The sequence below is a fragment of the Pseudoalteromonas sp. SG45-2 genome (assembly GCF_014164115.1).
GTDB classification, from domain to species: domain Bacteria; phylum Pseudomonadota; class Gammaproteobacteria; order Enterobacterales; family Alteromonadaceae; genus Pseudoalteromonas; species Pseudoalteromonas distincta.
This window is the reverse complement of record NZ_JACJEO010000005.1, coordinates 176,779-198,025: the sequence shown is the minus strand read 5'-3', so window position 1 is coordinate 198,025 and position 21,247 is coordinate 176,779. Positions and strand designations below refer to the sequence as shown.

Here is a 21,247-nt window from a genome sequence, read left to right as displayed (position 1 = left end):
ATTAAAATAAAGCGTTATTAGGCCTTGAGTATCAGTACTTTACTCAGTTATACTGTTTGCACGCTCTGAATTGAGTTACTAATTCAGGGGCTGATTAGGATTCGACGGAATTCAAGAAGCCCAAGGTGCATGTCGAGGTGCGGTTTGCCTCGTTAAACAGCCGCAACCTAAAGTAATCGCAAACGACGATAACTACTCTCTAGCAGCTTAGGCTGGCTAGCGCTCCTTCCATGTATTCTTGTGGACTGGATTTTGGAGTGTCACCCTAACACCTGATCGCGACGGAAACCCTGGCCGGGGTTGAAGCGTTAAAACTAAGCGGCCTCGCCTTTATTTACCGTGTTTGTCCGGGACTTAAAGGTTAATTAAATGACAATACTAAACATGTAGTACCGACGGTCGAGGCTTTTCGGACGGGGGTTCAAATCCCCCCAGCTCCACCAATAAAGGTTTTTGAACTCGTTATTCGAAAACCATAAGAAACCCGCAAATTTGTTAATTCAAATTTGCGGGTTTTTTTATGGAATTTATAAAATAAAGTTTAAGAATGTCTTATTGCGCGTAGCTTCATTTTTATTGCAATCACAAGCAGGCTAAATAACGACAGCATACTTATTAACAACGTTAGGTTAAGTATAGGGTTACTTGGCTCGTAGGTAGTGACAGGAGAATTGTTTGTAGTTTGCGAGTTTTGCTGTTGCCTAATATAGCTTTGGCTGATCCAATCTACCGCGTTTATCCATTGTACTTTGGCGGGATCAGTATTGTTTAGCATCCCTATTACATGCTTATCGTTATCTAAGCCTTTTGAAAGTTGTACCAGTTGCTGCCAAAATTCATTTTTAGGGCCTAGGTCATCTATTTCTTGCAGGTGCTGTTGTAATTTATCGCCCCCCATCGTTTTTATATCAGCTTGTCCTGTACTTTGCGCGTAGCTATTTATTAGCGATGAAAAGCGTCTAAAGTACTCATTACTTTTTTGCTGTGTAGGGCTAGCTGCTTGCTCGTTTGTTACTTTTTTTGCTGGTTGATTTAGGCTATTTTGATCAATCAAATATTGTTTATAATTTTGGTAACTTAAGTTGTTTGTAGTTGTGTTATTTGTAGTTCCGTTATTTAGAGTGCCAAAGTTGTTTTTCAGTGCATTAACACTGATCACTACGCCTATTAAGGTAATAATACAAAGTGCGCTATAGCAAAAGTACAATGCGCTTTTTAAAGTGTTACGCAGTAGTTTATATTTATTATAACTTTGCTTAATAGCGGCAGCTGTATTTGGGGCTTTGCCCGTATCTAGGCGTTCACTTTGTACTGAGATACTTTTGACTTCAGTACTTTCACTAATGTGTTTATCTGTATTTTTACTGTGCTCAGTGAGTGCTATTTGATTATTTTGAGATTGAGAGATTACAGTAGAGAGTTGCGGTTCTACTTTAGTAATTAATCCTAGCTTTTTTAGTGAGGATTCTGTTTTAACAGCATCAATACTCGATAAGTCTTTTTTTAAAGCGTAAGCTTTTCCATCAAATAACTGAACAACAATATTATGAGGAATATTTAGAAGTTGGCTAAGTTTTTCTTGGGCAGAGGTAAGGTCAGTATTTTGATATAACTGACCATTAAAAACAATTTTAAATGTAGCGCTCACGTTAGTACCTTGCTTGTGTAATTCCATTTTTGGAATTCTATTTTTATTATTTGATACACAAAGCTAATTTAACAGATAAAGGGTATGCTTTCTAATGATTTGTGATTAAAAAAAGCCTTAACAAACAGCGTTAAGACTTTGGCGTGTAGCTGTTACTTTACTTTATCGTTTTGCGAGTGATTTTACAGATTGCTTTTGATCACTGGCAGATTGGGTTGCTTTGTCTATTAATGTTTCAAGTGGTTTATTTCGAACGCACATAAGTACTTTGTTCATTGCTTGGCATGTGCCTGTCGCTTTTTTATCATGGCTTGTGTAGCTACAACCTTCATTAATGGCTTTTTCTTCACATGCTTCCCAAGGCGCGTTTGAGCCGTGGCCTGCATGACTTAGCGCTGAGCATGAGGTAGCAAGTAAAAAGCCAGTGGTTAGTGCTTTTATTACGTTAAATATTTTCATTAGTATCTCAGTTAATTATTTGGCCAGAATGCGAGTTATCTTGCGGTAGCACCTTTAAAACAACCAATAAACATGTTTTCAGATACATCGGCTGCATGGTAGTGGTATCCGCGTGTATCGTCGGTGTGGCCTCTACATTCGTCTAAATCAGTGGGTTCTAATCCATCTTCGTTAAGCATGCCAAATATACCAAATCCATCGAGTGCATAACCCATCATGGCGGCATGACCGTCTGATTGGATTTGTGTTTGGCTACAGCCTGCTTCACCGTGGTAGTGATAACCTGCTACTAAGTTAATATGCCCGGCGCAATCATCAAAGGCTGCAATAGTGTATGCGCCTAAAATAGCCTCAACAGGGGCGGGTGCAGCAAGTACAACACCATTTAGAGCAACACCTACATTAGTGTTACCAATACTGCTATTTTGAGTAGTTGCAACAGGCGTTATTGGTATTAAAAATGATTCTGATATACCGCCATCAACATAATCAATAGAGCATTCTACGCAGTGATTTTGGTATTGCTCCTCTACGTTTGGACGTGCAGCACCATCACACGATTCTTGTGTATCGGTTACATTTACAAGGCCTGTACCTTCGTCGTATAGCTTCCAATGGCTATCGTTATACAATGTTGGTAGATTTAAAATAAAGTCGCCAGTTATATCGTAAACCTCACCGGTGCCATCAAACCAAATACCGGCTTCGTCTGCTGTTGATGTGATATTTCTAGGGCAGAATACACCAATCTCGTAATTTGAAGGCGCACCGGCTATATCAATTTTGTAGCATGAAGCTTCATCGCCATTACTTAGCGTACATGTTTGAGTTGTAATTGATGAAATGAGCGCATCGCTTTCAAAGTTAAAAGGGTCAACTTCAACAACGAAATCGGTTGAAGTATCTGTTGTAGTGCCCTCATCGGTGGTTGTTTCAGTTACGACGGTATTTTCAGCATCACTACCGTTACAGGCAGCTAAGCCCAGTGCAAGTATGCACACTGTAAGCGGTGCTAAAATTAGTGCGTTAAGTTTTCTCATCAGAAATATCCGGTAATGAAGTTGAATGTATAATATTTGTTAAATGTGCAAACAAAGTGCAAAAACAACGCAACATAATACATTGCCTGAAATAGAGACTTATAACACTTGCTATAGGTGTATGTTGTACCTTTTATTTTTTAAAATACTGCGACTTTAAAGTACCTAAATAGGCAGTGGAGTTTATGGACTTTTTATTTCCCGACAGTATGTCTTTATTTTTGTTTCTATTAATGATGATCACCGCTGGCTTTACTTCTTTTATATCTGCTGCATTTGGTGCGGGTGGCGGGCTAATGTTGCTTGTTGTTATGGCGTCGTTTATGCCTATGGCAGTTGTTGTGCCTGTGCATGGTTTAGTACAGCTTGGCTCTAATGCAAATAGGTTATTACTCAGCTTTAAGCATATTGATAAAAGCATGTTTGTATATTTTGCGTTAGGCGGCTTAGTAGGGGCGGGGTTATCAAGTTTTGTAATTGATGATATATCGCTTGATGCTATGAAGTTAGTGGTCGCTATTTTTGTTATTTATTTACTGTGGGGTAAAACGCCGCCAGTAAAACTAACCTCTAAGCTATGGCGCATGGTCGCCGGTGGCATAACAACTTTTGTTTCTATGTTTGTGGGGGCGAGCGGGCCATTAGTTGGTAGCTGTTTATATATAAATAATTACGAAAAGTTAAAATTTACGGCAACGTTTTCGAGCATTATGAGTGTGCAGCATTTATTAAAAGCGGTAATTTATGGTGCTGTTGGCTTTAGCTTTTGGCAATGGATGCCGCTTGTAATTGCTATGGTAATAAGTGGTGCTGTAGGGACTTGGTTTGGAATTAAATTACTTAAAAGTATGTCTGGGGATAAATTTAAGCGTATTTTTAGAGTCGTTTTAACGTTATTAACGCTACAACTCGGTTGGCAAGGTATTAAAATATTACTCCACTAATTTACTTAGTGGAGTAAATTTAATTTTATTAAACATAAATCACTTAAGCGGATTAAATAATTCATTGCGCCAAAAAGTTACTGATATAGAGCGACTACACTGTAATTTTTTGGCTTATCCATGAACTATACTAATCTGCAATAATTGTTCATACGTTTAATTAAATTGGTATTAAAGCTTATTTAACAGCGGCTTTAATTGGTTTGTCGCCATCAAATAACTCAAAAATGCGGTTACTAATAAATGAGTTAGTCGCAATATGTAATAATGCATTGGCTACGTTTTCGCGGCTAATTTTAGCCTCAGAACGATCACTTGGTCGCTGCGTTGTTACTTGCATTGAAGCGCTATCATCAGTCAGTGTACCAGGGCGAACAATGGTATAATTTAAACCACTATTTATTAAGTGCTCGTCAGCCATGTGCTTGGCAACTAAGTAAGGTTTTAAATCACCTTGAATCGAATCTGGGTCGTCTGCACCGATTGAGCTGACCATAATAAAGTGTTTAACGCCATGCTCTTTTGCAAAGGTAGCTGCTTTAGTTGCAGCCCATAAATCAATAAGTACAGTTTTATCATCGCCTGTACTTCCGCCAGAACCTGCAGCAAAAATCACTTGGTCACAGCCTTTTATTGCTTTGCCAAAATCGCCTTCAAGATCTTGCTCAACAATAGTTAAAAAAGAGCTGTTTAAATCGCTTAGCTTATTCTTGTCGCGCACTAATGCCACAACATTTTGCTCATTTTTTAAAAGTAGCTCAGTTGCCATTTTACCTATTTGTCCGCTTGCGCCAATAATTAGGGTCTTACTCATAATTAACTCCTTCCAATAAATAGTAAAAGTAATGTGCTTACAAACAGACCTTGGGGTAGGGGATAATTTTTAAAGGGTAAAAAAGAGTTTAAATGAGCTAATTTCAAAAAATACTTTAATTAAAATTCAATACTTAACTGAGCATTAAAATTAGCTGCTTTTGGCGTGTTTTTTAGAACTTTTTATTCAACCATTATACTCACTTCGGTCACATAACTACGGCGATATAGACTAATACGAACCTTATGTTCTTGGTAATTATAAAACAAAGTGCGATATGTATTATTGCCGTTTGTTTTTAACGGCTCACCTAATTTTTGCTGATAAAAGCGAGCGATATCAGAAATTGAATCTGTTAAATAACCAGTGCGAACCATTGGATATTCGCCGGCTACATCCATTGTTGTAACAAACTCTTCAGGAAGTGGGATTTCAGTGACGTTTTGGCTAAGTACATTAAACGATAGAGTGCATAGCAGTATTATTAAAAATGCTAAAGTTTTCATTAAAGTCCTTTAAATAATAAATTCCATTTATTGGTACTCATTTTACCTCAATAAGCACCTTTGTCATTTAAATTTTATTACGAATTAAATCTCGTACTATAAATCGAGCAGGGTGAATAGCTTGGCTTACACGTTCGCTTAATGGGCGAGGCTCGTTATTTAAACAACTTACGAGATGTTCTGCACTTAGCGGTGCGCTACATAAAGCGCGGGCGCCAAAGCCGGTAAAAATATGTAGGCCTTGTTGTGGCTTATTAAGTTGCTCGTACTGATAGCGTTTTCCTAAGCGTAAGTTAGCAAAGGCCATTGTATAATCACTTTGTTCGCACCATTGCCCTGCCATTGGTAGGTGATCTATAAATGTGCATCGTACAGCTGCTTTTGCCGAGGTAATATTGCCAAGGGTTGAGGCAAATTCACTTTGCTGATAAAAGCTAAGTAGTTGCTCTTGGTTTAATTGGTTGTCGAGCGCTGTAACTTGACGGCTTTTGGTGTTTTTTTCAAACGTGGCTCCCATACAGTGATGATCTAAATAGGCTGGGGTAAAATACCCTTTATGGCACAGCACTGTTTTAAGTTTGCGTGATTGCTCACTTGCCTCAATATGTGAAACTTGCCCGCGTACGCCTACTATTGGTAGCGCTTTTGTTTGCTCAAATGCATCACTGTGCTCGCCCGCACAAATAATTACATCACTAAAAGGACCTAACTGCTCATCATTCGTTAATAAAAACCAACCGCTGTCAGTTTTTTTAAGCTGTTTTATATTGCAGTTAAATACGCTTTTAAATGGGTTTATGCTATTTGCAGCGCTTAACATGGTGTTTACTAATTGCGGAGGGTTAACCCAGCCGCCTTGTTCAAAAAACACGCCCGAATAACCTGTTTCTACGCCGGCTATTACGTCGCCTTGCTCTGCGGTTACGTTGTGCATTAGCTGGGTTGGCCACAGTTGTTTTTGTGCTAAGTTTTCATGTTTATCGGCCAGAGGCTTTTTTACTGCGTGTTGTAATACGCCGCACCAATCGTAATCAAAATTAAAACCACTGCTAAGTAAGTTGTTATATAGGCGCTTTGCGTATAAAAAGCTATGTGCAAACAATTCGCTGTGCGGTGAATTTTTAGCTTGTAGGTGAGGGTAGATAGCGCCTTGCACATTGTGCGATGCCCCCATAGCTGGTTTTTCATCTTGGCAGAATAATTGGCTTGCTATGCCTCGTTTAGCCAAACTATATAAAATGCAGCTACTGGCTATACCGCCGCCAATGACCGCTACTTTTTTTAAAGCGCTGCTATCTTGATGAAAATATGCAGGAGCTGATTGAGCATCATTTACGCACTCTAGTTGGCCAACAAGCATATCTCTTTTTTGGCCAAAGCCTTTGGCTTTTTTAGTATTAAAGCCTGCATCAATTAATCCACGGCGAACAAAACCTGCTGAAGTAAATGTTGATAAGGTTGCACTTGCCCTTGATATATTGACCATAGAATTAAATAAACTTTGCTGCCACATTTCGGGGTTTTTACTTGGCGCAAAACCATCTAAATACCAAGCGTCAACTATTCCTGTTTGCGGATAGCTCATTGCTTGTATTGATTCAAGTGCATCACCAAAGTATAAATCGAGAACAACCAGTCCATTGTCAAATTCGAGTCTGTGGCATCCTTCTAAATTAATTGGGTATTGTTTAGATAATTTGTTACTAAAGGCGCTTAATGAAGGCCATGCCTGTAGTGCTTTGTTTAAATCGTCTATGTGCAGTGGATATTTTTCAAATGAAATAAAGTGTAAGCGTTTAACACCATTATCTAATTGATTTTGAACTTGTTGACGTGCAAGGTGGTCAGTAAAGCGTTGCCATGTATTTAAAAAGTTTAAACCTGTACCAAAGCCGGTTTCGGCAATAACAAAATGTGGCTGGTCATGATTTTGTAATCGTGCATCTATATTATTTTGCTCATAATACACATAATGCGATTCAGCTAAGCCATCGTCATTAGAAAAATAAATATCACCGAAGTCATTAGCGAAAGGTGTACCTAAATTATTAAAGTGTATATGTGCATTTTTGATCATGATTTTTTAATTTTATAGATATATTTTTTAATTATTTTACGGGTTTTCTTTGAAATAGTCTGGCGTTATTTATAAGCTAGCAGTTCAGAGTACAAGTGTACGCTAGAAAGCTGACCACTTAGGTGATTAAATTCGCGTAAAATAGAATGCAATTAAGTATTAAGCTAAGGGAATTACCCATGAGAAGAGCTGTAATTACAGGTATCGGTGTTGTATCAAGTATAGGTAACAACAAAGAAGAAGTATTAGAATCGTTAAAAACGGGCAAAAGCGGCATCGCTTTTAATCAAGAATTTGCCGATTATAAGTTACGTAGTAACGTATCGGGTAAAATTGATATTGACGTTAAAGCACACGTTGACCGCAAAGCAATGCGCTTTATGGGAGATGCTGCTGCTTACTCTTATATTTCAATGACGCAAGCAATTGAAGACTCAGGTTTGTCTGACGACCAAGTATCAAATGAGCGCACGGGTATTATTGTTGGCTCTGGCGGTGGTTCGTCTAAATGGCAGGTAGAAGCTGCTGATATTTTACGTGAAAAAGGCGTAAAACGTGTAGGGCCTTATATGGTTCCACGTACTATGGCGAGCACTACATCTGCTTGTTTAGCAACACCTTTTAAAATTAAAGGTGTTAACTATTCAATTAGCTCTGCATGTGCAACATCTGCGCATTGTATTGGTAATGCCGTAGAGCAAATTCAGCTTGGCAAGCAAGACGTTGTGTTTGCTGGTGGTGGTGAAGAGCTACACTGGACATTGGCAATGGAATTTGACGCTATGGGCGCACTTTCTACTAAATACAATGAAACCCCTGAAAAAGCATCTCGTACATATGATGCAAATCGCGATGGTTTTGTTATTTCTGGCGGCGGCGGTATTGTTGTAGTTGAAGAACTTGAACATGCACTTGCACGTGGCGCGCACATTTACGCTGAAATTGTTGGCTACGGTGCAACATCAGATGGCTACGACATGGTTGCGCCATCTGGCGAAGGTGCAGCACGTTGTATGCGCCAAGCTATGCAAGATGTAGATAGTATTGATTACCTAAACACGCATGGTACATCTACACCAGTAGGTGACGTTAAAGAGTTAGGTGCGATACAAGAAGTGTTTGGTGGCAAATCACCAATGATCAGCGCAACTAAAGCAATGACGGGTCATGCCCTAGGTGCTGCAGGTGTTCACGAAGCTATCTTCTCATTATTAATGCTAGAGCACAGCTTTGTAGCACCTTCAATTAATATTGATGAGCTAGATGAGCAAGCGACAGGTTTAGATATTATTACTGAGCGTCGTGATGTTGAGTTAAATACTGTAATGTCTAATAGCTTTGGCTTTGGTGGCACAAACGCGACTTTAGTTATGAGTAAGTACAAAGGTTAATTTGAGCTTATAAGCCCTATATGCAAACGCATATCTGGGCTAAATAGCCCAAAACAAAAAAGGAAAGCCGAGGCTTTCCTTTTTTATTATCGAAAGTTTAATTAACCTTCGTTATGTTCTTGACGCGCTTGCTCAATTTCGTCTGCAATTTCTTGCGCTTTTTGCTTAGTTTTTTCAGTTAACTCGCCAGCAGCTTCTTTGCTTTTAATCCATGCGTCAACCGCAATCTCTTTGCCGTCGTCGTACATGTCTAAGCCCATTGCTTTACTTTGCTCTAATAGCTCGTTTAAAGACTCGTCATTTTTAAGATCGTTAGTTGTCTCTTTAACGTCGTTCCATGCATCACCAAGCTTTTCTTGCATTTGTGCGCTTTTATCTTTTGTATCTTCTTTAACTTCATTGGCATCTTCACAACCAGTTAATGTAATTAAAGTGCCTAATAAAGCTAAACCTGCTAATTTATTCATGTGCTATCTCCTTTAGAGACTGATAATTAATTCGAGGCAGACTATACAACAATGAAAATGAACACCCCCGTAACAAAACGATTAAATTTTAAATTAATGAATGAGCATGATTGGCCTCAATTATTTGAACTCGACCAAGACCCAGCTGTAATGCAGTATTTAACACGAGGTGAACCTACCTCTTTAGAGCAAATAAAAAATGAGGGAGTGCCTCGTATGCTCGCATATCGAAATGAGCTTAAAGGTTGGGGGCTGTGGAGTATCACTATAAAGCAAACCAATACATTTATAGGTTGGGTATTAATAAGGCCTATGGGCTTTTTTACTGATGCACCAAACTACAGTGATATTGAAATAGGCTGGCGCTTTAAGCAAGCAAGTTGGGGGCATGGTTATGCAACCGAGGCGGCTTTAGCATTATGTGATGAACTTATAAAGCAAGATGACGTTAAGGCGATAAGTGCAACGGCACTAAAAGATAATACGGCTTCTATAAATATAATGAAAAAGCTAGGTCTGCAATTTATAAAAAATTATACACATACAGACGAGCAAGGCGACTTACCTGCGGTGCTTTATTCAAAAAGTGTTTAAAGATGATTAAATATCAACAGTATAAAGATTGACCTGTCCTTAACTGACGTGCATTAATAAGAATGCGTAACTAAAAAATAATAAATTAAGGATTTTGTATGGGATTGCTTTTTTCACCACGTAAATTAATCGTCAAAAGTGTGCTGGTTTTACAGTTCGCTGCTTTTAGTGTTTTAGCGCAGCCTTTATCGCAAAGTGCGGTAGCAATGCCTGACTCGTTCAGTGCCGATGCTGCTAAAAGTATATTAGAGCAAGGCGGTAATGCTGTTGATGCGGCTATTACGGCACAATTTGTACTTGCAGTAACGCTTCCTGAAGCCGGCAATATTGGCGGCGGGGGATTTATGCTTATTCAAAAAGATGGCAAGGGCGATTTTATAGATTATCGCGAAACAGCGCCAACAGCGGCTCATCGTGATATGTATTTAGATGAGCAAGGTAATGTTATTGCAAACAAATCAATATATGGTATTCATGCAAGCGGTGTACCTGGCAGTGTAGCGGGCATGTGGCTTGCCCATAAAAAACATGGCACTTTAAAGTGGGAAGAATTAGTACAACCAGCGGTAACGTTGGCTGAGCAAGGGTTTGTAGTTCCGCCTAAGTTAGCAAAAGGTGTGAGCAATTATATAGCCCACCTAAAAGAGCAAAAAATAAATGTAAACTTCGAAAAATACTTTGCTGATGTAAAAGTTAATAAAGTATTTAAGCAACCCGAGTTAGCGGCAACGCTAAAGCGTATCCGTGATAACGGCCAAGATGGGTTTTATAAAGGCGAAACTGCAAATATTATTGCTAAATTTATGCACCAACATGGCGGTATAATTAATCAAGATGATTTAAAAGGTTACACCGCTAAATCACGTACACCTATTAAAGCGAGTTGGAATGGTTATGAAGTACTTACTTCTCCACCGCCGAGTTCAGGTGGTATTGCTATTTTACAGTGGCTTAAAATGTATGAGTTACAAAAACCAGATGCGGGCTTAGCGCATAACTCTACTCAGTATGTACACTTACTTTCTGAAATAGGTAAACGTGTATTTGCAGATAGGGCGGAGTATTTAGGCGATCCTGATTTTTTTGATGTACCAGTCAACGCATTAACTAATATTAACTACCTCAAAGAGCGCAGTAATGGCATTTCGTTAACCGCTATCTCGACTACCGAAAATATTAAACCGGGCCTTAAAGAAAGTGAGCAAACTACACACTTTTCAATCGTTGATAAAATGGGTAACGCTGTCGCAAATACCACCACAATAAACTTAGGGTTTGGTAGCGGTGTAGTTGTTGAAGGTGCAGGGTTTATTTTAAATGATGAAATGGACGATTTTAGTGCCAAACCAGGCGTTATGAATGTGTTTGGTGCAATAGGCGGCAAAGCTAACGAAATACAGCCGCACAAGCGTATGCTTAGCTCTATGACGCCTACAATACTCCTTAAAGACAACACCGTTAAAATGGTGACAGGCTCGCCAGGTGGCACAACAATTATTAGCTCTGTGTACGAATCTATCTTAAATGCGGTAGAGTTTGATATGACTGCAGAGCAGGTTGTAAATAGCCCTCGTTTTCATCATCAACTGTGGCCTAAAAATATAATTAGAACACACATAGGTTTAACCGATAGCGTAAAAGCAGAGCTTACAAAAATGGGTTACACCATAGATGAGAATCACTTTGGTGACTTACACGTTATTATTAATAAAGAGGGCCAACTAGATGCCGCTTCTGAAGCATCAGGACGTGGAAAATCGATTGTTTTTTAAATAAAAAACACCGCGCTAAAAGCGCGGTGCTTTAAACAATACAAAATTATTGAGTATCAATTAAATCTTCAACACCCACTATTAGCCATGGAGCGTCGTCTGAAATTAGACGCTCTAAGTGCCAAATTTCTAAAATAGGCTCTTCTTTTTTATCGCCTAAATCACGGTACTTACCTTTAAAGCGAACACTAACCTGCCACGATTGCGCGTTTGTATCTGCGCGCACAAGTTCGGCATCAATAAACATCACTTCTGTTTCTACGCTTTGTATAGCTTCACGTTCAGCTTTAAACTCGGCAACAAGTGCAGGGCTTAAGTATTCAGCCATTGTGGTGTAATCGGCATTGTTCCATGCAGTTTGTAGCGTATGGTAATGACTACGGGCACCTTGCAAAAAGCCATTAACGTCAAAGTTAGGTGGTAAATTAAAAGGCACACTTTCACCTTGTGGGGCGCTGCTTGCAAAGCCGGTACTTGTTGGTTGCTCGATAGGTGCTTGTTTAAAAGCATTTTGCTGAGCACTTGTACTTGCACTGGCAAGTTGTGGGGCACGATTAGCACGTAAAAAGCCCGTTACTAGCTTAAATAAAATAAAGAGTGCGCCAGCTAATAAAATCATTTCTAATAGCTGAAAACCTTCAAAATCGTCGCCTAACATTGCTGCAATTAAGCCACCCGCTAAAAGCCCTCCAAAAATGCCTGCCATAATGCCTTTTTTATTTGATGTGGCTTTAGGTGTAGCGTTAGGTGTTGTTGTATCTGTTTGTTGTTTTTGCGCTGTTTGTTGTGTTGCAGGTGTCTGTCCGCGTTTACTACTGCCAAATTTTTTACGTGCGTGTGCATCAAAACTGGCAGTACATAATAATGCCAATAATGAAAAAATAACGATGATGTTCTTCATGAAATTCCCTAATTAAAATCGAGCCGCGATTATAATTTACTTTCTTTAGGAATTTAATTAATTACTTTAAAAATCAGAGGTTTTGGGGAGTGAAGAAACGCTTTGTTGGTGAGTATATAATCAAAAAACCGCTCAGTAGAAACTAAGCGGTAAATTTGTCTATTTTAAAGCCAGCGAATTGCGCCAGTAACGCGTTCATTGTATGTATCTAGAGGTGCTCCAAGACTTGCCACTAAAATAGTATCAGCTTGTGAGCCACGATTAATGTGACCTTCAAAGCGCTCATCGCGGAAGTTGTCATCCCCAAAACCAAATGATTTATTTTCAGAAGGCACTATAAATACCGTCATAGGACCAAAGTCAGACTCAAATATTAAATGCAGTCCTTTTTCGCCTTTAAAATCACAAAACATCGCATAAGTTACAGCGCCAGGAAGTTCATCAAGATGACCACCTAATACTGCAAGCTTGTCGTTGACGCTTTGTAGGCTAATGGGCTCTTTTTTATCAAGCGCATTAATTTCGTAGTACACATGGGCAAGCGCATGCTCACCTGCTTCGTGTGCAATATTTTGCTCTGTACTAAAAAAGAAGGCACTAATCGCCACTACAAAAGACGCTGCTAACGCAAGATGTACACGATCAAACTTAAAACGCGATCGAGCATCAACCACGTTTTTACCAGTTGCTTGTTCTTCTTGGAGTGCTTTTTCTTTTAACGATGTGTTTAAAAGAATGCGGTCTGCAAGATTTTCAGGCACAGGTATATCTAAAGAATCTTGAATGAATTTATCAAAATCTTTCATATCGTTAATAAAACTTTGTCGCTCTGGGTTATTGTCAGCAAACTCCATAAGCTCCTTGTCAATGTCGTTTGGCTGCGCAATAGTGCGGCGACGAAACTCAAGTTCATCCATTATTTTGATGCCCCTTTAAGTTGTTCATCATCACGGCTTAAAGCCTCTTTAAGTTGATTTCTGGCACGGTATAAACGAGTCATTACCGTGTTTTTATTTAAATTAAGTATGCCTGCAATCTCTTCACCAGAGCAGCCCATTACAACTTGCAGTAATAATGGCTCTCGGTATTCATCAGATAGCAGTGCAATCTGGCGTTGAATTACCGTTTGTTCCATTTCATCGTCTAATGAATGGCTGGTTTCATCAACAAGCGTATCGTTTTCTACGTCGCTGTAATCAAACTGTTTACGTTCAAATCGGCGTGCGTTTTCTCTTCGTAATATAGTAAGCAGCCAGGGTTTAGCTGCCTTTTGATCAAGTAAAGAGTCGAGTGAACGCCATGCGCGTAAAAACGTTTCCTGTACTAAATCATCTGCTATGTGCGGATCACGGCATAACCAATAAGCAAAGCGATAAAGCTCTTTATTGTAAACGTGGACCAAGGCTTCATAACGCTTTTGTTTCTCTGCCATATCGATTAAGACCTGATTGTTTGATTTTTTCTTTCCAAGCATAAGCACTTTTTTAATTAAAAATTATTAGTTATTGCAAAAAAAGACCTGAGGTTCGTAGTTATTAATCATAAAGGTCTTTTAATACAGTTTGTTGCGACTTTGATGCCTGAGTTTGATAGTTCTCAAGAATTTTAATAATAGCATTAAGATCCATGTTTGCGCCTTTATTACTATAAAGTTGTGCCTGCAATTGGCTAATAAGACCATTAAGCTCGCTGCTGTTTACACGGATGCAGAGCTCATCAATCGCGCCAACATTTTTATGGGTCACCTTTACAGAAAAGTTATTTAATGCGGTGTAAAAGGCTTTCACATCGTGTGTTTTAGCTAATGCTTTAAGCTCATTTAAGCTTGGCTGAGAAGTACCACGGGTGTTTAGCTGTAATTTTTCAGTCGTATTTTTAGTAGAACGGCTTATTAAGTAAAAAATTACAGTACCAATCCATAAAATATACCCTAAAGCGGCAACAACTATTAACCAAAGAGGAGTATCACTTTTAGTTTCAATAGGTTGTGTGCCAGTTGCTTGATTCGAAATATTTTCAAGAGTAGGTGAATTATTTGTGCTGGGTTGTGGGTTTGCTATGGCTGTATTAGGCGCGGTAGTACTTGGCGTTACTGTAATAGTACGCTTTGGTAATGTAGCTACGCTAATACGGTTCATTTTGGTATTAAACCAAGGCAGCTTTATTTCAGGCAAAGTATAAGTACCTGGTTTTTGCGGCAGTAAGGCATATGATGCCGTTTGCTGCGACACAACGCGTCCGTCTCGCACTGCATTGTTATTTTCTTTTTGATCAGGGTAGCTGCGTATGCCATCAATAGTAGGCATAGAGATTTCAGGTAATTGCTCTTTTGTAACTCCAAGCGCGGTAAGTGTAATAGTACGAGTTATAGGCGTACCTACTTCTACTGTGTTGTCGTTAGGTTGCCATTCTTCATCAAGGTTAACCAATTCGCTTGGTAACCATGCACCTTTATAGTCACTCGGGATTGGTTTTATTTCTACTTGCTGATCATCGCCAAGAGCAGATACCTCCAGTTGGCGGTAATTTTGCTGTACTCGCCCTTGAAACGCAGGGCCTGCAATCGTGTAGGCACCACTTTTTTGTGGCTGAATCAAATACTCACGAGTAATAACAAGGTAGCGTTTGCCATCAACTAGCTCATAACTTTCAGTTTGTTTACCTAATTGGGTTAGCTGAGCATCTTCCATACTTGGTGTGCTTAAGCTGCCATCAAGCAGTTCTTTGGCAAGGTAGAGCTTAACAGTGTAAACACCGGCTTCTTGGACAAATAATGAATTACTCGAGAGTGACGTTTTTAAAAATATTTCGTTATTTTTATCTGCATCAACTGAGCGTTTTGCCACTTTTAACTTAATAGGTTGTGAGGTTAACCCTGCAACGCTAAATGCCGGTATCGTGTAATCACCCTCTGTACGGGTCATTAGTTTAACTGACCACGTAGTTTGTTTATTAATGCTGCCATTAATAATGTTGGTACGAGAGCTTAAGCTCGTCGGGCCTACAACAAAGTCTTTTAACAGCGATGAGGTGTCTGGTTGCTCGCCTTTAACTGTATCGTCTATCGATATATTAAGCATAAAAAATTCACCCGCTAATACAGGGTTTTTATCTACGCTGGCTTCTAATTTGGTGGCAGCCCACGAAGGCATCGCACTTAATAGCAATAAACAGCAAAATAATCGCATTACCATGATTTTTCGACTCCTGTAGGGCGACGTTTGTATTGTCTTTTTTGGGCTTCTAATTGCATTTTATTCCGTAATAAAATAGCCGGATCGTCCGGGACTTTTCTAAGTAGTTGATTAAGCTGTTGTGCTTTTTCTTTTTCTTCATTAGTGAGCTCACTTGCTTGGGCTTGCATCGCTTGTTGCTGAGCATTTTGTTTTTGCTCATCAGTGGCAGGTTGCTCACTTATTGCTTGTGGCTTACTTTGTTGCTGCTCATCCTCTTTAGGCTGATCAGCGTCTTTATTTTGCCCTTGTTCGCTTTGTGGCTGGGCTTGCATATCAGGTTCATTTTGCTTATCTGATTGCTCGCCAAGCTCACCTTGTTGATCTTTGGGTTGTTCAGATTCTTTATCTGATTTTTCATCGCTTGAGCTTTGACTTTCGTTTTCGCCTTTTTCAGAATCGCTTTTATCACCATTTTGTTGCTGATCCTGTTTTGACTCATCAGAATTTTGCCCTTGGTTTTGCTCATCTTTTTTCTGATTATCATCTTGGTCTTGAGAGTCGTCGCCGTCGCTTTGCTGATCTTGCTGGTTTTGTTGCTCTTGTTGATTTAGTAATTGCTCAACTAAGGCTTGGTTATCGGCTGCTTGTGTAAAGTCATCTTGTAAGGTTTGGGCCTGTTTGTACGCCTCAATTGCGTCCTCAAGTTTGCCAGCTTTGGCAAGGGCATTACCGTAGTTGTATAATCCGGTAGCCGACTTATCATTACTAAACTCATTAAGTGCAGCATCAAAATTACCTTGCTGGTAAAGCGCCGCGCCTTTCAACTCACTCGATTGCGCCTGTGTTGCTGCATCGTATTCTTTATTATTGTAAGCCTCTAATGCACGTTGATCTGCATTTTGCAAAAGAGTAGGGAGCTCTACGGCATACGCATTTTGTTGCGGTAAAAAACCAAAAGCTAAAAATGCGCCTAACAAGGCAGCGCGTCTAAATAAATACAAACCAAATGGCAGTAATAACAAGAGTCCGTAAATACCTGCATCTATTCGCCAAAGTGCGTGGCTTTGTTTTTCGTCTTTCAATAATTCACTCTGCGCATTTGGAGCAAACGTATTTATGTCGTTATTGCTAGGTTGGTAACTAGCAAATTTACCGCCGCTGCTTGATGCTAAATTTTTAAGCTGAGAGGCATTAATTGTAGGTACTACAATTTGGCCGTATCTGTCTTTCAAAAAGCCGCCTTCAGGTAACTTAATTGGTGCGCCTTGAGCGGTACCTACACCATAAATATTTAATCTATATTGGGTGTTACTGGTAAAGCTACTCACGTCGCTTTGTTCTTGTTGGTCAATACCGTCGGTTACTAAAATAATGTCGCCATCAATATAACCCGCTTGCGTTAATAGCTCTTTGGCCATATCAAGACCGGCTAAAACGTTTGAGCCTTTGTCTGGCATTATTTCAGGGCTTAAGCTTGGAATTAAATTACTGAGTGTTGTGGCATCGTTTGTTAGTGGCGAAATTACATAGGCCGTGCCTGCGTAAGCTACAAGCGCGGTATCACCTTCTTTAAATAGCTCAATCATATCAAGCGCTTTAAAGCGTGATTGCATTAAACGATTTGGCAAAATATCGGTGCTGTACATTGAGTACGACATATCCATAACAATTACACGGGCACTTTTACTTTGAAATACAGGAACTTGTTTTTTCTCAAAACTAGGCCCAGCACTAAATAAAATGCCAAGGCTGCAAAACAAAGCAACTAACCAAAGTGGCTGGCTGGCTTTAGTGTTTGCTTCGCTCATTATAAATTGTGCTAAATGAGGTGCAATTAGCTGCTCACTAGTCGTTTTTTTATGCTTAATTAAGGCAACAAAAAATAATGCCACAGCAGGTATGAGTAACCATAAAAGAGCGGGGCGAATAAATTCAAAATCCATTAGTTTGGCTCCTTTAATGCACGCAGTGTACTAAGCATTACTTTTAAGCTAATAAGTAAAATAGCGATAAGTAACGGGTAGTAAAATAATGAGCTTTGTGGGCGAAAAGTTTGTTCATCAGCGCTAATAGGTTCAAGCTTATCAAGCTCTGCGTAAATTTGTTGAAGGCCAGCTACATCTTTAGCTCTAAAGTATAATCCGCCAGTTTGCTCGGCAATCTTTTTAAGTAAGCTTTCATCTAAATTACTGCCACTAGAGCCTCCCACATTAAAGAGACTAAAGCCGCGCGGATTATCTGAGCCAACACCAATGGTGTACACTTTAATACCTTCTTCGCGAGCTAGCAGTAGGGCATCTTCTGGGTTTAGATTGCCCGCGGTGTTTTGTCCGTCGGTTAATAGCACCACAATTCGGTTACTTTCATCTTTATTGGCAAAGCGTTTTACCGAAAGACCCAATGCATCACCAATGGCTGTTGCGCGCCCCACTAAACCAATTTGCGCTTCGCTGAGCATTTTACTTACTGTTTTAACGTCGCGGGTGAGCGGGGTTTGTAAAAACGCGGTGTCGCCAAATAATATTAGCCCAAGCCTGTCGCCTTGACGTTGCTCTATAAAATCACTGAGTACAGCTTTTACCATGGTAAGGCGGTCAACATATTGGCCATTATAAGCCATGTCTTGTTCGGTCATCGAGCCTGATAAATCGACCGCTAACATTATATCGCGTCCTTCATTTGGTAATGAAATTGGCTCATCTAACCATGTTGGATTGGCAGCAGCAGTAACAAGTAATAACCAAATTACCCACTCGAGGGGATTTAAACGTCGTGCGTGTGGCTCGATGCTTTGGCTGGTTAAATTGTGCTTTGCAAAACTGGGTATACGTAAACGCGTACTGGCATTACTTGCTGCGGGTTTTAATAGTAAAAGTAATAAAGGCAAGGGTAGTAATAAAAATAACCATGGCCAGCTAAATTCAAACATTTACTGACTCCTTTATTTTAAATTGCTTAATACCTTGGCGAAATTTTTCGCACAGTGTTGTATCTTTTTGACTGGGGTTATACAAGCTTAGTATTTCTTGTTCTGTAAAGCTTAAACCGGTGAGTGTATTAAGTGTTGTGCACCATTTAGAGGTAGATTGCGCAGCAAGTCGCTTGTCGTAATATTCAATCACTAAACGTTTTAAAATAATATGCAGTTGCTGAGGGTTTTGCTCACTTTGGCTCAATTGTATTGCGTAGCGTTTAGGCTTTTTAAATTTATGTTTTTTATAAAATATATAAATAGCTGCGCACAGTGCTAAAAACAGCAGTGCAATAATAACCCACCAAGCAGGGGCGAGTGGCCACCAATTAACTTGGCTTGGCGCTATTATATCGTGCAGGCCATCGAGTGGATTGGTTTGCATGGTTATTTTCTCACTAATTGCAGCTCAAGCGGTGTTGCTGCATTGAATGATATTAAATTAAGACCCGATTTAGTTAGGCGATTAAAGCGCGCGCTAAATGCTTGCTCAGCATTTTTAGCAAAGCGTTCTCTAAAGCTGTTATCCATTAATGGTAGGGCAAAGTCTTGACCATTTGCATTAACGGTAACGGCTTGCTTAAACGCAGGTAACTGATGCTCAAATGGATCGCTTATGTGGCAACCAATCAGCTCGCAGTGGCGGCTTAATATTTCAAGTTGCTTAAAGCTGGCATCATCCAGAGCATTAAAATCAGACACTAAATACACTAAACTGCCTGGTTTTGCTAAATGGTTAAGGCGCTTTAGGTTATCGCTAAAGTTGTTAGTGGCTGTTTTATCAATATTGTTAAGCGCTTGCTGGTGGTTGTCGCATAAATTATGACAAAGCTTAAGCACGGCTTTTTCACGGGCGCTGGGTTTTAGCTCTAAATGCGAGTGCTGATTAAACACAATACCGCCAATTCTATCGCCGCGCTGACACGCCGACCATGCAACAAGAGCGCTTATATGCGCAGCTTGCACCGACTTTAACAGTAACTTTGAGCCAAACAGCATTGAGTTAGAAAAATCAGTGAACACAAACACAGGGCGCTCTTTTTCTTCTTGAAAGAGCTTTGTGTGAGTCTCGCCGGTACGCGCAGTAACTCGCCAATCAATAGAGCGAATATCGTCACCTTGCTGATAATGTCGCACTTCGGCAAATTCCATTCCTCGGCCTTTGTGCGGTGCAAGGTATTGCCCTGTTAAGGTGTTTTTTATTTTTACCTTAGGGGCAAGTTCAAGCAATTGCGCTTTGGCTTTGTAATACATCAGCTCTTTGAGTGCTAAATTAACACCGTGGCTATGGCTCTGTTTGAGCCATGCTTGGATTTCTAATTGTTTTTGCATAACTTATGGTACGGCTACAAGTTCAACTATACGGCTTATTACTTGATCTTTAGTAATGCCATCGGCTTGGGCTTCGTAACTTAAAATAATGCGATGACGCAGTACGTTATGCACAACAGCTTGAATATCATCAGGTGCTACAAAGTCACGGCCTTGAAGCCATGCATGAGCACGAGCACATTTATCAAGTGCTATTGTTGCACGCGGACTTGCACCAAACTCAATCCAGCTACCTAGTTGCGCGTCTAATTTAGCGCCTTCACGAGTGGCAATAATAAGTTGTACTAAATATTGCTCAAGTGGCTCTGCTAAATAAAGGCCTAATATTTCTTTACGAGCTGCAAATAAATCGCTTTGACTAATTTTTTGCATTACTGGTTGTTGCTCGTTAAGCGCTTCGCCGCGTGTTAAACGCAGTATATCAAGCTCATGCTCTGCGCCAGGGTAGTCAATACTTAGGTGCAGTAAAAAGCGATCCAGCTGGGCTTCTGGTAACGGGTAAGTCCCTTCTTGCTCTAGCGGGTTTTGCGTTGCCATAACTAAAAACAGTTCGCTAAGCGGATAGGTATTTTTACCCACGGTAACTTGTCGCTCTGCCATGGCTTCTAATAGTGCTGATTGTACTTTGGCAGGTGCACGATTAATTTCGTCAGCTAAAATTAGGTTGTGAAAAAGAGGGCCTTTTTCAAATACAAACTCGCTAGTTTGTTGGCGGTAAATATCGGTACCTGTTACATCAGCTGGTAATAAATCTGGCGTAAACTGTACGCGCTGAAATGAGCCTTCAATGCCTTTAGCAAGTGCATTAACTGCACGTGTTTTTGCAAGCCCAGGAGGGCCTTCTACTAATAAGTGACCATCAGCTAAAATAGCAATAAGTAGCGCTTGAGTAAGCTCTGGCTGGCCAATGATTTGTGTATCTAAGTACGTTTTTAATTGTGAAAATGCGTTAGCTGCCATAATAAGTGGACTGTCCTCGTCAGCTGGGTTTGTACCTAATAGTGTTAGGTGATAAATACTGACCTATTTATAAGGTTTATAATTGGGTAACTCAAGAGTTAGACTGTATTTTTTAAAATAGTTCGTTATTTTTTAACGAATTTTAGCGTACCACAAAACTTTGTAAATGCGTCTAAAAAAGCCTATTGTGATAGT

Annotated in this window: 20 protein-coding genes and 1 other RNA gene; 5 read left to right on the top strand and 16 right to left on the bottom strand. The window is 39.8% G+C overall.

Annotated features, from left to right (window positions below):
* The first annotated feature begins 86 nt into the window (after positions 1 to 86).
* Positions 87 to 443, top strand: a transfer-messenger RNA (tmRNA) gene (gene ssrA / locus H5116_RS05225).
* Between the two features lie 98 nt (positions 444 to 541).
* On the opposite strand, the gene H5116_RS05220 is transcribed toward ssrA, so the two are convergent.
* The 3 genes from H5116_RS05220 to H5116_RS05210 form a co-directional block, all read right to left on the bottom strand.
* On the bottom strand, positions 542 to 1,675 hold the full coding sequence (locus H5116_RS05220; protein ID WP_182715680.1) for a hypothetical protein: 1,134 nt from the start codon (positions 1,673 to 1,675) through the stop codon (positions 542 to 544).
* A 135-nt stretch (positions 1,676 to 1,810) separates the two neighbouring features.
* Positions 1,811 to 2,107, bottom strand: coding sequence for a hypothetical protein (locus tag H5116_RS05215; protein ID WP_182195342.1), 297 nt, complete (start codon positions 2,105 to 2,107; stop codon positions 1,811 to 1,813).
* A 35-nt stretch (positions 2,108 to 2,142) separates the two neighbouring features.
* Positions 2,143 to 3,147 carry a YHYH protein gene (locus H5116_RS05210; protein ID WP_182715679.1) on the bottom strand — a complete coding sequence of 335 codons (1,005 nt, stop codon included), beginning with the start codon at positions 3,145 to 3,147 and terminating at the stop codon, positions 2,143 to 2,145.
* A 185-nt stretch (positions 3,148 to 3,332) separates the two neighbouring features.
* On the opposite strand from H5116_RS05210, the gene H5116_RS05205 reads away from it, so the two are divergent.
* Positions 3,333 to 4,091 carry a sulfite exporter TauE/SafE family protein gene (locus H5116_RS05205; RefSeq protein WP_182715678.1) on the top strand — a complete coding sequence of 253 codons (759 nt, stop codon included), beginning with the start codon at positions 3,333 to 3,335 and terminating at the stop codon, positions 4,089 to 4,091.
* A gap of 178 nt (positions 4,092 to 4,269) precedes the next feature.
* On the opposite strand, the gene H5116_RS05200 is transcribed toward H5116_RS05205, so the two are convergent.
* The 3 genes from H5116_RS05200 to mnmC all read right to left on the bottom strand — a co-directional run bounded on the left by H5116_RS05200 (position 4,270) and on the right by mnmC (position 7,488).
* Positions 4,270 to 4,905, bottom strand: a complete 636-nt coding sequence (locus H5116_RS05200; protein ID WP_182715677.1) for an NAD(P)-binding oxidoreductase — start codon at positions 4,903 to 4,905, stop codon at positions 4,270 to 4,272.
* Positions 4,906 to 5,087: 182 nt separating this feature from the next.
* A complete protein-coding gene (locus tag H5116_RS05195) occupies positions 5,088 to 5,411 on the bottom strand; it encodes a hypothetical protein (protein WP_004335602.1) in 324 nt (107 codons plus the stop codon).
* Between the two features lie 67 nt (positions 5,412 to 5,478).
* Positions 5,479 to 7,488, bottom strand: a complete 2,010-nt coding sequence (mnmC, locus tag H5116_RS05190) for a bifunctional tRNA (5-methylaminomethyl-2-thiouridine)(34)-methyltransferase MnmD/FAD-dependent 5-carboxymethylaminomethyl-2-thiouridine(34) oxidoreductase MnmC (protein ID WP_182715676.1) — start codon at positions 7,486 to 7,488, stop codon at positions 5,479 to 5,481.
* 179 nt (positions 7,489 to 7,667) lie between these two features.
* Between mnmC and fabB the strand changes: the two genes are divergently transcribed.
* Positions 7,668 to 8,879 carry a beta-ketoacyl-ACP synthase I gene (fabB, locus tag H5116_RS05185; RefSeq protein WP_004335606.1) on the top strand — a complete coding sequence of 404 codons (1,212 nt, stop codon included), beginning with the start codon at positions 7,668 to 7,670 and terminating at the stop codon, positions 8,877 to 8,879.
* A 101-nt stretch (positions 8,880 to 8,980) separates the two neighbouring features.
* On the opposite strand, the gene H5116_RS05180 is transcribed toward fabB, so the two are convergent.
* On the bottom strand, positions 8,981 to 9,346 hold the full coding sequence (locus H5116_RS05180) for a hypothetical protein (RefSeq protein ID WP_004335608.1): 366 nt from the start codon (positions 9,344 to 9,346) through the stop codon (positions 8,981 to 8,983).
* Positions 9,347 to 9,397: 51 nt separating this feature from the next.
* On the opposite strand from H5116_RS05180, the gene H5116_RS05175 reads away from it, so the two are divergent.
* Both H5116_RS05175 and ggt read left to right on the top strand, forming a co-directional pair.
* Positions 9,398 to 9,940: a GNAT family N-acetyltransferase gene (locus tag H5116_RS05175; RefSeq protein WP_182715675.1), complete on the top strand. Its 543-nt coding sequence runs from the start codon at positions 9,398 to 9,400 to the stop codon at positions 9,938 to 9,940.
* Positions 9,941 to 10,038: 98 nt separating this feature from the next.
* On the top strand, positions 10,039 to 11,712 hold the full coding sequence (ggt, locus tag H5116_RS05170) for a gamma-glutamyltransferase (protein ID WP_182715674.1): 1,674 nt from the start codon (positions 10,039 to 10,041) through the stop codon (positions 11,710 to 11,712).
* Between the two features lie 46 nt (positions 11,713 to 11,758).
* Here ggt and H5116_RS05165 read toward each other — a convergent pair whose 3' ends face one another.
* From H5116_RS05165 to H5116_RS05125, 9 genes are all read right to left on the bottom strand, one after another.
* The gene (locus tag H5116_RS05165) at positions 11,759 to 12,613 is read right to left on the bottom strand and encodes a Tim44 domain-containing protein (RefSeq protein ID WP_182715673.1); all 855 of its coding nucleotides are present in this window, start codon (positions 12,611 to 12,613) and stop codon (positions 11,759 to 11,761) included.
* 164 nt (positions 12,614 to 12,777) lie between these two features.
* The gene (locus H5116_RS05160) at positions 12,778 to 13,530 is read right to left on the bottom strand and encodes a DUF3379 family protein (protein WP_138489429.1); all 753 of its coding nucleotides are present in this window, start codon (positions 13,528 to 13,530) and stop codon (positions 12,778 to 12,780) included.
* Positions 13,530 to 14,087 carry a sigma-70 family RNA polymerase sigma factor gene (locus H5116_RS05155; protein ID WP_032827217.1) on the bottom strand — a complete coding sequence of 186 codons (558 nt, stop codon included), beginning with the start codon at positions 14,085 to 14,087 and terminating at the stop codon, positions 13,530 to 13,532. Before H5116_RS05155 ends, H5116_RS05160 begins: the two co-directional genes overlap by 1 nt.
* 61 nt (positions 14,088 to 14,148) lie before the next feature.
* The gene (locus H5116_RS05150; RefSeq protein ID WP_182715672.1) at positions 14,149 to 15,807 is read right to left on the bottom strand and encodes a BatD family protein; all 1,659 of its coding nucleotides are present in this window, start codon (positions 15,805 to 15,807) and stop codon (positions 14,149 to 14,151) included.
* On the bottom strand, positions 15,801 to 17,732 hold the full coding sequence (locus H5116_RS05145) for a VWA domain-containing protein (protein WP_182715671.1): 1,932 nt from the start codon (positions 17,730 to 17,732) through the stop codon (positions 15,801 to 15,803). Before H5116_RS05145 ends, H5116_RS05150 begins: the two co-directional genes overlap by 7 nt.
* Positions 17,732 to 18,718 carry a VWA domain-containing protein gene (locus tag H5116_RS05140; RefSeq protein ID WP_182712767.1) on the bottom strand — a complete coding sequence of 329 codons (987 nt, stop codon included), beginning with the start codon at positions 18,716 to 18,718 and terminating at the stop codon, positions 17,732 to 17,734. The genes H5116_RS05145 and H5116_RS05140 overlap by 1 nt, the downstream gene beginning before the upstream one ends.
* Complete coding sequence (locus H5116_RS05135; protein WP_004335624.1) at positions 18,711 to 19,145, bottom strand: DUF4381 domain-containing protein; 435 nt, start codon at positions 19,143 to 19,145, stop codon at positions 18,711 to 18,713. The genes H5116_RS05140 and H5116_RS05135 overlap by 8 nt, the downstream gene beginning before the upstream one ends.
* Before the next feature lie 2 nt (positions 19,146 to 19,147).
* A complete protein-coding gene (locus tag H5116_RS05130; RefSeq protein WP_182715670.1) occupies positions 19,148 to 20,092 on the bottom strand; it encodes a DUF58 domain-containing protein in 945 nt (314 codons plus the stop codon).
* A gap of 3 nt (positions 20,093 to 20,095) precedes the next feature.
* Positions 20,096 to 21,052, bottom strand: a complete 957-nt coding sequence (locus H5116_RS05125; protein ID WP_007377762.1) for a MoxR family ATPase — start codon at positions 21,050 to 21,052, stop codon at positions 20,096 to 20,098.
* Between the last annotated feature and the right edge of the window lie 195 nt (positions 21,053 to 21,247).